The following is a 14795-nucleotide window of genomic DNA, read 5'->3' as shown; positions in this document are numbered from 1 at the left end:
TGGCCTTCCCTTCTTTTTATTAATATTCTTTAATTAATTACCTACGGTACATACAATTCCGGTAGGCCAGTGCTTTGGATCAGGGCATTTACCGTGGCCACATCTTGGGTCTTTATCTTTTGCAGGTCCGCTTTTACCGTGCTCCACTTTTGTAGGTAGTCGCGGGCTACCTCTTTGGCGCCTTCGTTTACAGGGAGGTTCCCCCCTCCCATATCGTTCAAGAAATCCTTAAACTTGATCAAGAGCCGCGCCTCAAACATATAGTTGCTCTGGTAGGTGCGCATCTCTTTTTGCAAAATTTCCGCTATCCAGTTTTCTATTTTTTGGTTCAAGGCTTTGCCTTGTTCCTGCAGTTCGGAGGAGTTGGTCTCGCCCAATACAAAGTGCAGTTGCTCCTGTATCTTTCGCAGGTCGCGCACACCTTGGCTCATTTCGGTGGCAGCCTTGTACAGGGACTTGTTGAGGGCATCCCGCTCCGCATAGGCGGCCTCCACATTGTCCGCGCTCATTTTTATACGGGGATCAATGGTAATAGCAAAGTCCTGGGTCTGGGTAAAATCGCCAATGGTCAACCGTACCTTGTAGTTGCCAGGGGCGGCCTCGTAGGCGGTAAGGTCGCGGTTGGTGGTGTAGAATTCTTTAAAACAGTCAAACTGCCCCACTTTCATGTTCCAGCGATAACGGTGTGCGCCCATTTTCTTTTTCAATTGGGGTTTTACGAGGGTGTCGCAGCCCGTTCTGGGGCGGTCGCTATATTCGGAGTGAATCACGTCACCGCTACTATCCAAAATCTCCAACGCCATGGGGGTATCGGCAGGCACTTCCTTGTTGAGCACGTAGTGCACCTGCAATCCCTGCGGTGGGTTCTCCCCGGGCACATCGCGGGTGGAATAGGCAATGGACAACTCCGCATGGGTATCACGGGGTTGGTACAAATAATAATCCGCCTTGGCCACTTCATCCGAAATCTGGTGCAGTGGGGTTAAATCGTCCAAAATCCAAAGAGCGCGCCCTTGGGTGGCCACCACCAAATCCTTCCGCTTAACCCGTAGGTCCGTAATGGGCACTTCGGGCAGATTGTTCTGCAAGGGCAGCCACTGTTTGCCATCATTGAAAGAGACGAAAACCCCCGTTTCGGTTCCCGCGTAGAGCAATCCCTTGCGGTCTGGGTCCTCCCGGACGCTTCGGGCGAAGGTATTGCCGGGCAATCCGTTCACGATTTTTTCCCAAGAAGCCCCATAATTGCTGGTCTTGTAGATCATGGGGGTAAAATTGTTCATTTTGTAGCCCGCCACGGCAATGTAGGCCGTGGCCGCATCGTGGGGCGAAGGTTCCACCACATTGATGATGGCTTCTGGTAGTCCGTTGGGCGTAACATTGGTCCAGGTTTGCCCGCCATCTTGGGTCACGTGTACCAAACCACAGTCGGAACCGACCCAAATAACCCCTTCGCGGATGGGCGATTCCTCAATATTGAAGAGGTTGTTGTAGCTTTCCGCCGTAATCTGCTCATTGGTAATGGGGCCTCCCCCCTCGCCTTGGTGGTCCTTATTGTTTCGGGTGAGGTCTTCGCTCATGGTTTCCCAAGTGACCCCGCGGTCGGTGGATTTCATCACGTACTGCGAGCCGTAGTAAATGGTGTTGGGATCATGGGGCGAAACCATCACCGGACCGTTCCAGTTGGCCCGAAGCTTTAGATTTTTGGGCTGCTCCCCACTGATACGCTCCGGATAGGGCCGCACCATTCGGGTGTTATCGATTTTACTGTCCCACTCCATAAAATTACTGGCAAAATAGGTGGAGTACACATAGCGCGGATTGTTGGGGTCCACGGCTACGGTAGACGATTCCCCAGCGCGGACAATGTCCCAGTGCATCCGCCCGATACCATCATCCATCACCCGACTGTCTATAACGATGGTGCTGTTGTCCTGCTGCCCCGAGTAAATACGATATGGATGGCCATTGTCAGTCAAAGCCCTATAAAACTGTCCCGTAGGCTGATTGTAGATGGTGGACCAGGTTTTGCCACCGTTGTAGGTGACCGCTGCGCCACCATCGTTACCGTTGATCATAACGTTGTTATCATTCGGGTTAATCCACATATCATGATGGTCCACATGGGTACCCGAATTGCCCTCAAAGGTCTTTCCGCCATCAATGGATTTCATAGCGTAGCTGTTCATCACCCAAAGCTCGTCCTCGTCGTTAGGGTCGGCAATAATGTGCATATAGTACCACGGCCGTGCAAAGGTGGTGGCATCGTTGCTGGTGTGGGTAAAGGTTTCCCCGGCGTCATCTGAACGGTACACACCGCCTTCGCGCTCCTTGGCCTCGATGGCCATATACACAATATTGGGGTTGGCAGGCGATATATCGATGCCCATTTTCCCCTTCATCTTGGGCAGGCCTTTGGTGATTTCTTTCCAGTTTTGGCCGCCATCGGTGGTTTTGAACACCTTGCTGTCCGGTCCACTGGTGAGCGCCCATGGTTTCCGTTGAAACTGCCACGAAGTCACCATCATAAAATTGGGGTCGGTGGGGCTTACGGTCATATCCACAATCCCGTTGTCGTCCCCCACGTAGAGGATTTTTTCCCAGGTCTCACCGCCATTATTGGTGAGGTACAGTCCCCGGTGTTCATCGGTGCCCCATGGATTTCCTTGGGCCGCTACGTAGACTTTATCGGGATTGGTGGGATGCACAAACACCTTTCCGATATGTCGGGTGGCCTCCAGACCGATGTGCTTCCATGTTTTTCCGGCATCGGTGGATTTGTACACGCCATCGCCATGGGAGGTCTTTACCCCACGGATGGGCGATTCGCCCGTTCCCACATACACAATATTATGGTCCGATGGTGCCACGGTGATATCGCCAATACCTGTGGTATTGAAATAGCCGTCGGAGATATTGTTCCAAGTTTCCCCGCCATCGGTGGTCTTCCATACCCCGCCCCCGGTGGCACCCATATAATAGGTGAAGATGTCATTGGGCAATCCTTCCACCGTGGTGACCCGTCCACCTCGGAAGGGACCAATATTCCGGTATTTCATGGATTCGTAAAGGGTTTTGTTGATGGTAGGCCCGGTTGCTTTTCGTTGTCCGAAGCCATAAAAGACCATCCCCAGTGCAGCGCACCAAAGGAGCATGATTTTTTTCATGAGATTAGCTTTTTGAGTTAGTCATTCAGGTTGTACGCAAGGAGTTGTGAACCGCTTTGCGTACTCGGTCATGAAAATAAGGAAAAGGGGTGAAAAAAAGATGCTTTTTTAGGGAAAGACATCAGAATTATACGAGATGGATTACAAAAGTTTTTGTAGGACAAATATTTCACACGTCAATTAGAATCAATCATTCATCAATTCAAAAAGCTCATCCATCAATTTAAACCACCAAATACCGTCAGGTCAATCTAGCTTGCTATAAAAACAAGAAAATGACTACACTTGAAACCATAAACCTCTTACAGATAATTTGCTTGGTCATTGTGGCATTCATATTATATCTACTTGGTTTTCTTCATGGTGCCCATTGGCAAAAGAGAAATAAAGTTTGAACAATACAAAGGCTTAAAATCCGTTGAAGTAGTCCCAGACCAAACTAAACCTTAACCGCCATAGCCATTCCCCAAGACGAACCCGACCTACAGCACATCCTTGTCCTCTGCCAAAACTCTGATTACACAGTCCAAGTGGACCAACTTTGTAATGGACAGATTCGATACCAATGTTGGCATAAGCCCAAAACATTTTTAGAACCGCCGAACTTTGTTTTAAGCGATGGGGTGATTCGCCAAACCCCAAAAAAGGACAAAACGGAATTTGTCTTCCCCTGTGGTGAATGGACCTATACCGTTGAACGGATTGTTTCGCAAGGCAAATTTGCCTCTACCCATATTTTTCTTGAAGTGGCCAGTAGTGATAATCAACGTAGCACTTGGAAAATGGAGGATATGACCCCACCAAAATACCTAAGCCAGTTGTAGTACTTACCTAGTTTTCGTAGGTGACCCTGTAGATGGCATTCCCCTCATCATCGGAAATCAACAGGGAACCATCTTCCATGAACAGTAAATCCACAGGACGACCAAAAGCTTCTTGGGATTCGTCATCCAACCAGCCATCAATAAAAGGTTCGTAGCTAACAGCTTCGTTTCCGTCCAATTTCACCAAGGTAATGCGATAGCCTATTTTTTTGGAACGATTCCAAGAACCGTGCTCAGCAAGAAAAGCGTGCCCTTTGTATTCTGCAGGGAACATGGAGCCTGTATCAAACTTTATCCCAAGCGCCGCCACGTGAGGCCCCAATTGTTGCACAGGAGGCACAAAATCGGAACATGGACGTTGGCTGCCAAATTCTGGGTCGGGAATGGTTCCCGCATGGCAGAAAGGATAGCCAAAATGTTGCCCCTTTTCAGTGATACGGTTCAACTCTCCCGGAGGGAGGTCATCCCCCATCATATCGCGATTGTTGTCTGTAAACCACAGTTCGTCCGTGTCTGGATGCCACGTAAACCCTACTGTATTTCGTATTCCATGGGCCACAATCTCCCGGTTGGAGCCATCGGCGTCCATTCGGGTGATGGAAGCATAACGCTTGTCCACTTGGGCACTATCGCAAATATTGCAAGGCGCTCCAACGGGTACATACAATTTATCATCAGGACCAAAAGCGATGTATTTCCAACCATGGTGGAACTCGGTAGGATAGTCGTCATAGATTAATTCGGGCGTCGGCGGACTTTCCAGGGATTCCTCAATATTGGGAAATTTGAAGAGTTTGCTCACGGCCGCCACATACAAGTCACCATCCTTAAAGGCAATTCCGTTGGGCTGCTCCAAACTATCAGCAATAATATGCATCTCATCCACTTTATAATCGCCATCGGTATCCCTTAGGGCATACACCGTATTTTCATTTCGGGTCCCCACAAACAAGGTACCATCGGCTCCCATGGCCATGGAGCGTGCTCCTTCAACGCCTTCAGCATAGGTGTCAATCTTAAATCCTTTGGGAAGATTCAAACGCTCCAAAGGCAAACTGGACTTTGCCAAGGTGTCATTTTGTGTGGTTTCATCCTTATTTTCTTTGGATTCCTCCTTCTTGCCTTTGCAGGACATAATTAAAAGGGAGAACAAAACTACGATTGCAGTTTTGAGGGGCATTTGGGCCATTTTCATTGTGGAATACTTTTGTTTTTGGTTTCTAATCCTATAAAACTATGACAAAATCATGGAAATGGACAAAAGCAATGCAATGTTTCACAAAAAAACTAATCTTCCTCTTCGCTGTACTCGGAAAGAATTCCTTGATACCTGATTTGGGTGCGGTGCGAGCTTACAATACTAAAGCTACTGGAACGCGATGGCATCAATTGGGCAATGACTTGATAGCTTTCCAAGCCATTATTGATATCGAAACGCATAGTGTACCCCTTGGTTTTGGTATTGGGTTCAATCTTTAGGTTCTCGGCCATACCCTCGAATTGAATCCCGGTTCTTTGCGGATCATATCCGCCAGACATTTGTCGCTCTCCAAAATAGGGCAAATCGGCTTCAACACGATCGCCGACCATTCGCAGGTAGCTTGCATTTCCGGTAAGGTCAATACGGCTTGCGTTGCTGCCAATGGGAAGGAGGTTGGCGTTTGAAATACTATTGAGAGCCTGACTGGGCATAGGTAATGCCCATCGGGCATTGATTTCAAAAGACTGGTTGGCCACCAAATTGTCCAAAGCCTCTATCTCTGCAGGGGTCGCACTCACTTTTGACCCAGATGCGCACCCCATCGCAAACAGTGCCAATGCTCCTATGATGTACCTTGCTATCTTTCTCATTTGTTTCAAAATCAAAACCTTAGTACAAAATACTCAAACTAATCAAGATTTCCGATTTTAAAGGTATATTTAACGTCCAACCAGACCTCATTTTATGAAAAAATTGTCTTTTCTCATAGCTCTCGTTTGCTATGTGTCCTTGCAATCGCAAGAACCTCCAAAAAGCACTTTACCAGCCTATTATGCCACTGTATTGGAGGAAGATCCTGTAGTGGATGGAGAGGTCATCAACGACCCGGTTTGGCAAATGATTCCGGCCATTACAGATTTGATTCAGATTCGTCCCAATTACGGTGCATTGGTTTCAGAAAAGACAGAGGTGCGCATTGCGTATTCCAGCACTACATTTTATGTTTCGGTGGTATGTTATGATACGGATGCGAAAGGTATTGTGGTTTCCGATTCACGCCGTGATGCCGACCTAAATGATGAGGATAGTTTTCTCTTTATCATAGACACCTATCACGATCGCCAAAATGGTTTTCTTTTTGGGACCAATGCCCAAGGAATGGAGTATGATGCGCAAATTGACAATGAGGGTAAAGGTAACTTTAACGCCAATCGCCAACAGGGTGGGGTCATTGGGGGCACCAACATTAATTGGGATGCTACCTGGAAGGTACGGTCTCAATTGGGTGACTATGGTTGGAGTGCCGAATTTGCCATCCCCTTCCGTTCGCTACGATTTGCCCCTGGGGAGAACAAAACGTGGGGGTTGAATTTTCAACGGAACATCAGTAAAAACACAGAAACCGCGTACTGGACCTCCCTCCCATTGGGCTTTGATATGAAACGTCTTTCCCTTGCCGGAAGTTTAAACGGACTTAACCTCAGAAATCCGGGCAACCTGAAATTGATTCCGTATGTCTTGGGTCAGCATGTGAACGATAAGGCCATGGATGAGAATGAAACCAATTTTGATGCCGGAGCGGATATTAAATATAGTGTTACTCCCAGCCTTACCTTGGACCTCACGTATAACACCGACTTTGCCCAAGTGGAGGTAGATGACCAACAGGTTAACTTGGACCGCTTCAACCTCTTTTTCCCGGAAAAAAGAGCATTCTTTTTGGAAAATGCGGGTCAGTTTGGGGTTGGAAGTCCCGGAGAAGTAGATTTATTCTTCAGCAGGCGAATCGGTATTGGCGAAAACGGGAGCCTAGTCCCCATCATTGGTGGAGGTCGCCTCTCTGGAAAAGTGGGCCAGACCAATATAGGATTTTTGAGCATGTTTACGGATGATGTGGCGGAAGCTGACATAAAAAAGAACAACTTTACCGTAGCGCGGGTGAACCATAATTTTGGAGGAACACGTTCTTCCTTGGGCGGTATTTTTGTCAATCGTGCCGGTTTGGGCGAAACGGACGATGATTACAATCGGGTTTATGCCATGGATGGTAAATGGGGCATTGGCAACAAGGCAACCATAAATGGTTTTGTGGCAAAAAGTGTTACTCCGGGAATAGACAATGGAGACCATGCATTTAAACTATTGGGCAATTACGAGTGGGGAGGTTGGAATATTAATGCAGGATATACCGAAGTGGGCGAAGGCTTTAACCCCGAAGTTGGCTTTTTGCAACGAACTGCCTTTAAGAAACCCGAGTTTTTGGTCTTTAAGGCGCATCGATTTAAGGATGCAGGAAAATTATTGGAGATTCGGCCACACGTATCCTACCGAGGGTATTGGAATTTTGATGATCAATTGATCACCAGTTTCTTGCATGTGGACAACCATTGGGTACTCAAGAGTGGATTTGAAATCCATACTGGTATCAACTTTACTGCAGAACAGGTGTTTGAAGAATTTACCATTTCTGACGTTCCCGTACCTGTAGGCTATTACAACAATGAGGAACTGCAACTTGTCATCACCACCAATCCCAATACCGCACTTTCTTTTGATACACGAACCATTATTGGAGGTTACTTTAATGGGCACCAGATTACCAACAGCGGCACGGCTAAATATAGGATTGGGGATAGGTTTAATAGTTCTTTGACCATGAGCCATAGCGATATTCAATTAGCTACTGGGAACCTTACGGCTTTGGTGGGAGGGCTTCGACTCGCTTATTCCTTTACACCTAGGATATTTCTTCAAAGTTTGATACAACGCAACAATGTGTCGAACATTACTTCCGTAAACGCTCGTTTTGGATGGCTACAAAATGCCAACACCGGACTTTTTGTGGTGTTCAATGTGGTGAAGGACGATGATTTAATTGATGCGATAGACAATCAGACCTTTACGATAAAGTATACCCATCGATTTGACCTATTGAACTAGACCCCTACTTTTGTTTTTTTGAAAAACAACATATCCGATGGCCAGTACCACCAACAGAGCGCAACAATAAAACGTATCTGGAATCCGAGCTATGTTTTCTTGGTAATACCACCCAGAAAAAAGGGCTCCCAAGCCAATTCCAGCTTCCAAAGAGATATACATGGTGGCCATAGCCTTTCCTTTTTGACCTGGAAGGCTCAAATCTATGGTCCATGCATAAATGGTTGGGGTAACCACTCCCATGGCAAGTCCATACATTGCAGCGCCCACCAGTAATCCCGTGGTACCCTCTGAATATCCTATGGCCAATAAGGATACAATTAACATTACCAATCCGACTACAAGTACCTTTGTTCTTCCATATTGATCGGAAAGTTTTCCTGCTAAAATTCGCACCAGCAAGGATGTAATGGTAAATGCGATAAAGAACACTCCTTTATTGGCAAAGCCAACAGCGTCACTCCAATCGGGAATCAAAGTAAGTACCACGCCAAATCCCACATAGGCCAAAAAATTAACGACTGCGGCTGGTAGTGCTTCTCTTGCAATTATATCCCTCCTAGTAATTTTAAGAAGGCTCCACTTGAAAGGTTTTCGTTCGGGAAGTGTTTCTTTAAGATTAAAAATGAACAATAACGCCAGAAACGCCATTCCTGAAGAACTGTAAAACAATACCGTGTAAGAAAAATGAAGTTTTATGAGACTTCCCAACGCAGGGCCCAAGGCCAACCCAGTACTAAAAGCAATCCCATAAATGCCCATTGCCTCACCCAATCTTTTGTACGGAACAACATCGGAAACAAATGTGGAAGAAGCAGTTGGCGTAAACCCTGTGGAAAACCCATGTAGTAACCGAAGGATCAGAAAACCGGACACCGAGGTTAATATCGGATAGAAAAAACCACAGATCAAACACACGAAGGCACCAAAAAGCATGACCGGTTTTCTTCCAATCGTATCCGTTAAACGGCCACTAAACGGTCTGGAAATCCCAGCAGTTAGGGTAAACAGGGCAATGATAAGCCCAATATATTTGGCACCACCCAAGCTTGAGAGGTATGCAGGAAGCTCGGGAATAAGCATATTGAAGCTTGTGGAGAACAGAAGCGAACCCACACAGATAAGAATGAATTTTTTGGAATACATCCGTTGCCCTTCCAATTTTGTGCTATTTCCAGCGATGGTCTTCACTGCTATTCCGTATTTTTAGGGACAAAGAAATCGGATCTTTTTTATTCTGAAAAGGACATTTGTCCCAAACTCAAAAATGATACGAATCAATGCAGAATTAGTGGCTTACACGGAACAACTCTTCAAAAAAGGGGGGCATGGCATTATGGAAGAATCGTATGGTGCCAATGAACTCATTCTTGAACAAAATCATCGGTACACCAAAATTTATGTGATTAGGGAGGGTATTGTAAAATGTTTTATTTCGGATGAAAATGGAAAAGATTTTATCCAAGAGTTTTTAGGAGAAGGGCTGGAATTTGGTGAGCTTGAGGTTTTCAACAACAGACCAGCAATTTGTTCCGTGGCATCCATTACTTCATTGAAAGCTTTTGCCATTTCGCATGCAAGTTTCAATACTCTTTTGGAAACAGATATGCGGTTCAATCGATTGATCATGAAAGCACTTGCGGATAAGATTCGCTATAAGGCTCCAAGGCATTCGTACCAACATGCATATCCCATTGAAGATAATATTCTCAAATTGAAAAGGGAGTTTCCTGAAGTAACAGAGATAATTTCCAAAAAAGACATTGCCAACTATATTGGGGTAACCCAGCGAAGTTTGAACAGGGCCCTAAAAGAATTGAAAAAAAAATCAGAATGACAACAACACTATCCACTAGTGCTTGAAACGTTCAAAAATAGCCAAGGTCTTTTTGGTATTGATGAAATATACACCCGTTAATAGTACAACGGCTGCCACTACTGATTGAACCGTAATCTGTTCATCCAAAAAATACCATCCGAGCAACAATGCCACTATAGGATTGACATAGGTAGATGTTGCTACTTTTTCCGGTGATACCGCCTTTAAGAGATAGTTGAAAGAGGTAAATGCCAAGATACTCCCGAAAATGACCAAAAGCACCATAGACCATTGCACCTCCACGCTCCAATCCAGAGGCGAGGTCCATTCCTCACCAAAACTTAGGCTCATCAACACAAGGATTATCCCCGCGGTGAACATTTGGTATCCCGTGTTCACGAAGTAATTGGTGGGCAGGTCGGCGCGAGCTACAAAAAGACTTCCGTAAGCCCAACTCAGCATACAAAAGAATATCATGATCATTCCTGTGATGGAATCCTCTTTGGTTATTACCTGCTTTTGACTGACCAGTAAATAAATGCCGATAATACCCAGAACCACCCCAACCACGGACATCGGTTGAATTTTTTTGCCTTGTATTATTCGCATCATCAAAAGGATGATGAGCGGTTGGGCAGAAATTTCAAGAGCAGCAAAGCCACTGTCCACATACCGAAGCGCCCACACCACTACGCCATTGCCAAAACTTAGAAAAAGAATTCCTGCTATAACCGCATTAATAAATTGCTTTTTGGTGGTTACAAGCGGTATTCCCAGAATTTTGGCCAAAATGAATATGCACAGTCCCGCGGTGATGAATCGGCATGCCGCCAACATAAACGGTGGCAGCTCCGTGACTGCTATCTTGTTCAACAAATAGGTGGAACCCCAAAATACGTAAATGGCAAAAAAGGCGAGAAAAACCAGTGCAGAGTTTGAGGATTTACCCATGGCAAGATGTTAGCAATTGCCTTGCAATATTACGCATGTTTGAAAGAGTACAAAACAGATTGCACACTAACTTTTACATTAAATTTAGGTTACTATTTTAGAGAAGGAAAGAATTAATAGTGCTTTTGCGTGTCCAAAAGATATCCAGCAATGTCCCGCTCCAATTGTTTAAAGCGTTTTAGGTGAAGTTCAATCTTGACATCGAGCTCACGGCTTTCATCGTTTCTGCTCTTTAGAACCTCCATGATTTCCTTTTGATGTTTTGCAAAGACCTTGAATTTGTTTTTTATCTCGTACAATTTTTCAAAACAGGAAGGGTTATTGGGTTCGCAGGTATACGAGCAAAGCTTTTTGGAAAGCCGTTGAATGACCCTGTTGTTCCGCTCCAAGCGAACCAATAGTTCCTGAACTTCATAGGTGCTATTTTCCACTACATGCGACATACCCTTGAGTAGTTTTTGGGGTTGAACTAAATTCTTCTATAAGGTAGTGATAATCTTACATATGGGCACGTAGGCCTACTTCAAATTTTTGTTAATTAACACTACGTTTGTCATCAAAAAAGCCCGATGTTTTGCATCGGGCTTCTTGGTTATCTTGAAATTGGTTATTAGCCCTTTGTTTTTTCGTAGGCTTCTTGCTTCAATTCATCACTGGCAACAATGGCCAATTCCACACGACGGTTTGCAGCTTTTCCAGCGGCAGTGTCGTTACTTTCCACGGGTTGCACTTCTCCATACCATTTGGTGGTGAATCTACCACTTGAAATTCCCTTGCCCACCAGATAATTGGTCACAGCCTGAGCTCTTCTTTGCGAAAGGCTCATGTTATATTCCTCGCTACCGTCACTATCAGTATGACCTTCAACCAAGATATTGGATTGTGGATATTCTTGGAAGATTCCGGCCAATTTATCCAATGTAGTGGCTGAGGCACCCTTAATGTCAGCTTTGTTGGTATCAAAATAAACACCATTCTCACCGCTAAAGGTCACGTTGATTCCCTCACCAACTCGTTTAACCTCTGCGCCGGGAATTTCTTCTTCAATACGCTCAGCTTGACGGTCCATCCGGTTACCAATGTATCCACCGGCGGCTCCACCCACAACGGCGCCAATAATAGCTCCGAGGGCAGTATTTCCCTTTCCAACATTGTTCCCGATAACTCCACCGATAACGGCTCCACCACCAGCACCGATAGCGGCACCTTTTTGGGTGTTATTGGCATTTTTTACGGCATCACAGCTTAGAATTAGAGATAATGCCAAGAAAGCAGTTGTACTTTTTAATAGGATATTTTTCATCTAATTATTTTTTTGAGAATTCATAAACTATAGTAACGGGTTGTCCATCCACCGATACGTTGGATTTTAAGGTCATAGCCTGCTCTGTTAAACTGACAATGTTCAAACGATAGCCATATCCTCCAGATATGTCATTCCGGTTTTCATCGATAAACTTGAACTGCAATTGACTACTGTAATTTTGGGAAGGTTCTACAACAGACCATCTAAAAAAACGGTCGCCCCCATTACAAAGTGTACTTTGAGCAATGGTATATCTTCCGGTACTGTTATTGTCCCGAAAGAACCATTCACTGCCTTCAAAGCAGATATCCTCGGCATCATTGAAGATGACGGATTTAAAATTACCCGAATTGTTTTCATAAGAAATGTTGTCCAAGGACCAGGTACCGCTAAAAAGGTCTCGTTGGCCCCTCGCACTTTTGGAAACCGAGCATGAAGCAAGGAATATTCCCGTAAGCGCAACAAAAAAGAATTGTTTTACCATAAGAATTTGGAGTTTTAGTTTTTATATATACGAGTGAGACACCAGATTAGGTGTTTTGTCTTGTTAAAATTTGTTAACACTTTGTTTTAATAGGCCTGTAAATCCAGTAGTGCTGATTCAAACCGTTGTTTGGGCAGGTAATTTTCTTCCAACGATTTGGCAAATGGAACGGGGGTTTCCAAACTTCCTACCCTTTTTATGGGCGCATCCAAATACTGAAAACATTCTTCCATGACCATTGCTGAGATATCACTGGCTATTCCGCCGAACAACGTATCTTCTTGTAAAATAATGAGCTTCCCTGTCTTTTTCACCGAGGAGTAGACAGTATCCATGTCAAGAGGTTGAAGTGTTCGTAAATCTACGAGATCTGCGTCAATAATTGGATGTTTTTCCAATACTTCCAAAGCCCAATGTATCCCAGCACCATAACTGACCACAGTAATGGAGTTTCCCGTTCTCAGCAGATTGGCTTTTCCAAAAGGTAAGGTGTAATAGTCCTTGGGCACATCGCCATATACGCTTCGATAAAGTCCTTTATGTTCGAAGAACAAAACAGGGTTTGGGTCATTGATGGCTGTGTTTAAAAGTCCTTTGGCATCTGCCGGAAAAGCTGGATACACCACTTTCAATCCAGGGGTTTTGGTGAACCACGCCTCATTGGTCTGGGAATGAAAAGGTCCGGCCCCTACTCCACCCCCACAGGGCATTCTAATGACCACGTCCGCTTTTTCGTTCCAGCGGTAATGCACTTTGGCCAAATAATTGACGATGGGATTAAATCCAGAACTAACAAAATCCGCGAACTGCATTTCAACCACGGCTTTCATGCCATTGATGGACAATCCCATGGCTGTGGAGACAATTGCCGATTCACAAATGGGTGTATTGCGCACCCGGCTCTTCCCAAACTTGGAAGTGAAGCCCTCTGTGATTTTAAAAACCCCTCCGTAATCGGAAATATCCTGACCCATAATAATCAATTCGTTATGGCGGTACATGGATTGCTCCAAACCTTGGGAAATAGCATCGACAAAGCGGATATTATTCAGTTCTTCTTTTGATTCAATATGCTGGTAATCAAATTTATGGTAAACTTCACTTAATTCTTTGGTTTCATTAGAAGAAACTGGGGCCTCATCAAATGCCTTCTTTAAATTTTCGTTGATTTCCTCTGAGATTTCCTCTTTGAGCTTATCAATCTCCTCTTGGCTTATGATGCTTTCTTCCAATAGAAATGTCTCATAATTGGCAATAGGATCTTTTTTTGCCCATTTGGCCATCAATTTATCCGGAACATATTTGGTACCGCTGGCCTCTTCATGGCCCCGCATCCGAAAGGTTTTGAACTCCAACAGCATGGGTCGGGGACGCTTTCGCATGGCTTTGCAAAGTTCATCCACCTTAGAGAAAACCTCTAAAATGTTGTTCCCATCAATGATTCGGGATTCCATGCCATACCCTTTGGCCCTATCCGCCAAATGCTCGCAATTGTATTGCTCGTTGGTAGGTGTGGATAGTCCATAACCATTGTTTTCGATACAGAACAAAACCGGAAGATTCCAAACGGAAGCAATGTTCAAAGCTTCATGGAAATCACCCTCGCTGGTTGCGCCTTCTCCGGTAAACACAGCAGTGACCCGCTTTTTTCTACCCAATAAATCTGCAAGTGCTATTCCGTCTGCCACACCCAATTGAGGGCCCAAATGAGAAATCATCCCGACAATTTTATACTCTTGCGTCCCAAAATGAAAACTTCGGTCACGACCTTGGGTAAAACCGCTTTGCTTTCCCTGCCATTGGGAAAAAAGCCGGTGCAATGGGATGTTTCGGGAAGTGAACACCCCCAAGTTACGATGCATTGGAAGAATGTACTCTTCGTCTTTCAAGGCTTGGGTAACACCCACTGAAATAGCCTCTTGCCCTATGCCACTGAACCATTTGGAAATCTTGCCCTGCCGGAGCAGAATCAACATCTTTTCCTCAATCATTCTGGGCTTTAGCATTCCCACGTAAAGATCCCGCAATTTTTGGTGATCCAAATCCCCAATGTGATATCGCATATCCTGAAAATTCTACGGGATAAATGTAGTAAAAAAGCCATCC

12 protein-coding genes are annotated in these 14795 nt (G+C 45.1%); 3 read left to right on the top strand and 9 right to left on the bottom strand.

All coding sequences use genetic code 11. The annotated features are described in order from the left end of the window. Nucleotides 1–41: 41 nt before the first annotated feature. Nucleotides 42–3164, bottom strand: a complete 3123-nt coding sequence (locus ACFOWS_RS08690) for a WD40/YVTN/BNR-like repeat-containing protein (protein ID WP_379763568.1) — start codon at nucleotides 3162–3164, stop codon at nucleotides 42–44. 530 nt (nucleotides 3165–3694) lie between these two features. On the opposite strand from ACFOWS_RS08690, the gene ACFOWS_RS08685 reads away from it, so the two are divergent. Then, nucleotides 3695–3988 (top strand): hypothetical protein, encoded by a 294-nt coding sequence (locus ACFOWS_RS08685; RefSeq protein ID WP_366589231.1) that lies wholly within the window; start codon nucleotides 3695–3697, stop codon nucleotides 3986–3988. Between the two features lie 7 nt (nucleotides 3989–3995). Here ACFOWS_RS08685 and ACFOWS_RS08680 read toward each other — a convergent pair whose 3' ends face one another. After that, nucleotides 3996–5183, bottom strand: coding sequence for a PQQ-dependent sugar dehydrogenase (locus ACFOWS_RS08680; RefSeq protein ID WP_379763566.1), 1188 nt, complete (start codon nucleotides 5181–5183; stop codon nucleotides 3996–3998). Nucleotides 5184–5275: 92 nt separating this feature from the next. Next, a complete protein-coding gene (locus ACFOWS_RS08675) occupies nucleotides 5276–5839 on the bottom strand; it encodes a DUF4251 domain-containing protein (RefSeq protein WP_379763564.1) in 564 nt (187 codons plus the stop codon). Between the two features lie 94 nt (nucleotides 5840–5933). Between ACFOWS_RS08675 and ACFOWS_RS08670 the strand changes: the two genes are divergently transcribed. Beyond that, nucleotides 5934–8129 (top strand): carbohydrate binding family 9 domain-containing protein, encoded by a 2196-nt coding sequence (locus tag ACFOWS_RS08670; protein WP_379763562.1) that lies wholly within the window; start codon nucleotides 5934–5936, stop codon nucleotides 8127–8129. Here the strand turns inward: ACFOWS_RS08670 and ACFOWS_RS08665 are convergent. Further along, nucleotides 8118–9320 (bottom strand): MFS transporter, encoded by a 1203-nt coding sequence (locus tag ACFOWS_RS08665; protein WP_379763560.1) that lies wholly within the window; start codon nucleotides 9318–9320, stop codon nucleotides 8118–8120. The two genes, ACFOWS_RS08670 and ACFOWS_RS08665, sit on opposite strands and share 12 nt — an antisense overlap. Before the next feature lie 76 nt (nucleotides 9321–9396). Between ACFOWS_RS08665 and ACFOWS_RS08660 the strand changes: the two genes are divergently transcribed. Beyond that, entirely contained in the window at nucleotides 9397–9966 is a 570-nt protein-coding gene (locus tag ACFOWS_RS08660) for a Crp/Fnr family transcriptional regulator (protein WP_379763557.1), read from the top strand. 15 nt (nucleotides 9967–9981) lie between these two features. Here ACFOWS_RS08660 and ACFOWS_RS08655 read toward each other — a convergent pair whose 3' ends face one another. From ACFOWS_RS08655 to ACFOWS_RS08635, 5 genes are all read right to left on the bottom strand, one after another. Beyond that, nucleotides 9982–10899, bottom strand: coding sequence for an EamA family transporter (locus ACFOWS_RS08655; protein WP_379763555.1), 918 nt, complete (start codon nucleotides 10897–10899; stop codon nucleotides 9982–9984). 113 nt (nucleotides 10900–11012) lie between these two features. After that, nucleotides 11013–11342 carry a hypothetical protein gene (locus ACFOWS_RS08650; RefSeq protein WP_379763553.1) on the bottom strand — a complete coding sequence of 110 codons (330 nt, stop codon included), beginning with the start codon at nucleotides 11340–11342 and terminating at the stop codon, nucleotides 11013–11015. 167 nt (nucleotides 11343–11509) lie between these two features. Continuing rightward, a complete protein-coding gene (locus ACFOWS_RS08645) occupies nucleotides 11510–12202 on the bottom strand; it encodes an OmpA family protein (protein WP_379763551.1) in 693 nt (230 codons plus the stop codon). 4 nt (nucleotides 12203–12206) lie between these two features. Beyond that, a complete protein-coding gene (locus tag ACFOWS_RS08640; protein WP_379763549.1) occupies nucleotides 12207–12689 on the bottom strand; it encodes a lipocalin-like domain-containing protein in 483 nt (160 codons plus the stop codon). Nucleotides 12690–12775: 86 nt separating this feature from the next. Beyond that, entirely contained in the window at nucleotides 12776–14752 is a 1977-nt protein-coding gene (locus tag ACFOWS_RS08635; protein WP_379763547.1) for an alpha-ketoacid dehydrogenase subunit alpha/beta, read from the bottom strand. Nucleotides 14753–14795: the final 43 nt, after the last annotated feature.

This window comes from Flagellimonas marina (assembly GCF_042651185.1).
In the GTDB taxonomy this organism is placed as follows: Bacteria; Bacteroidota; Bacteroidia; order Flavobacteriales; family Flavobacteriaceae; genus Flagellimonas; species Flagellimonas marina.
This window is presented reverse-complemented; position numbering and strand designations above follow the sequence as displayed.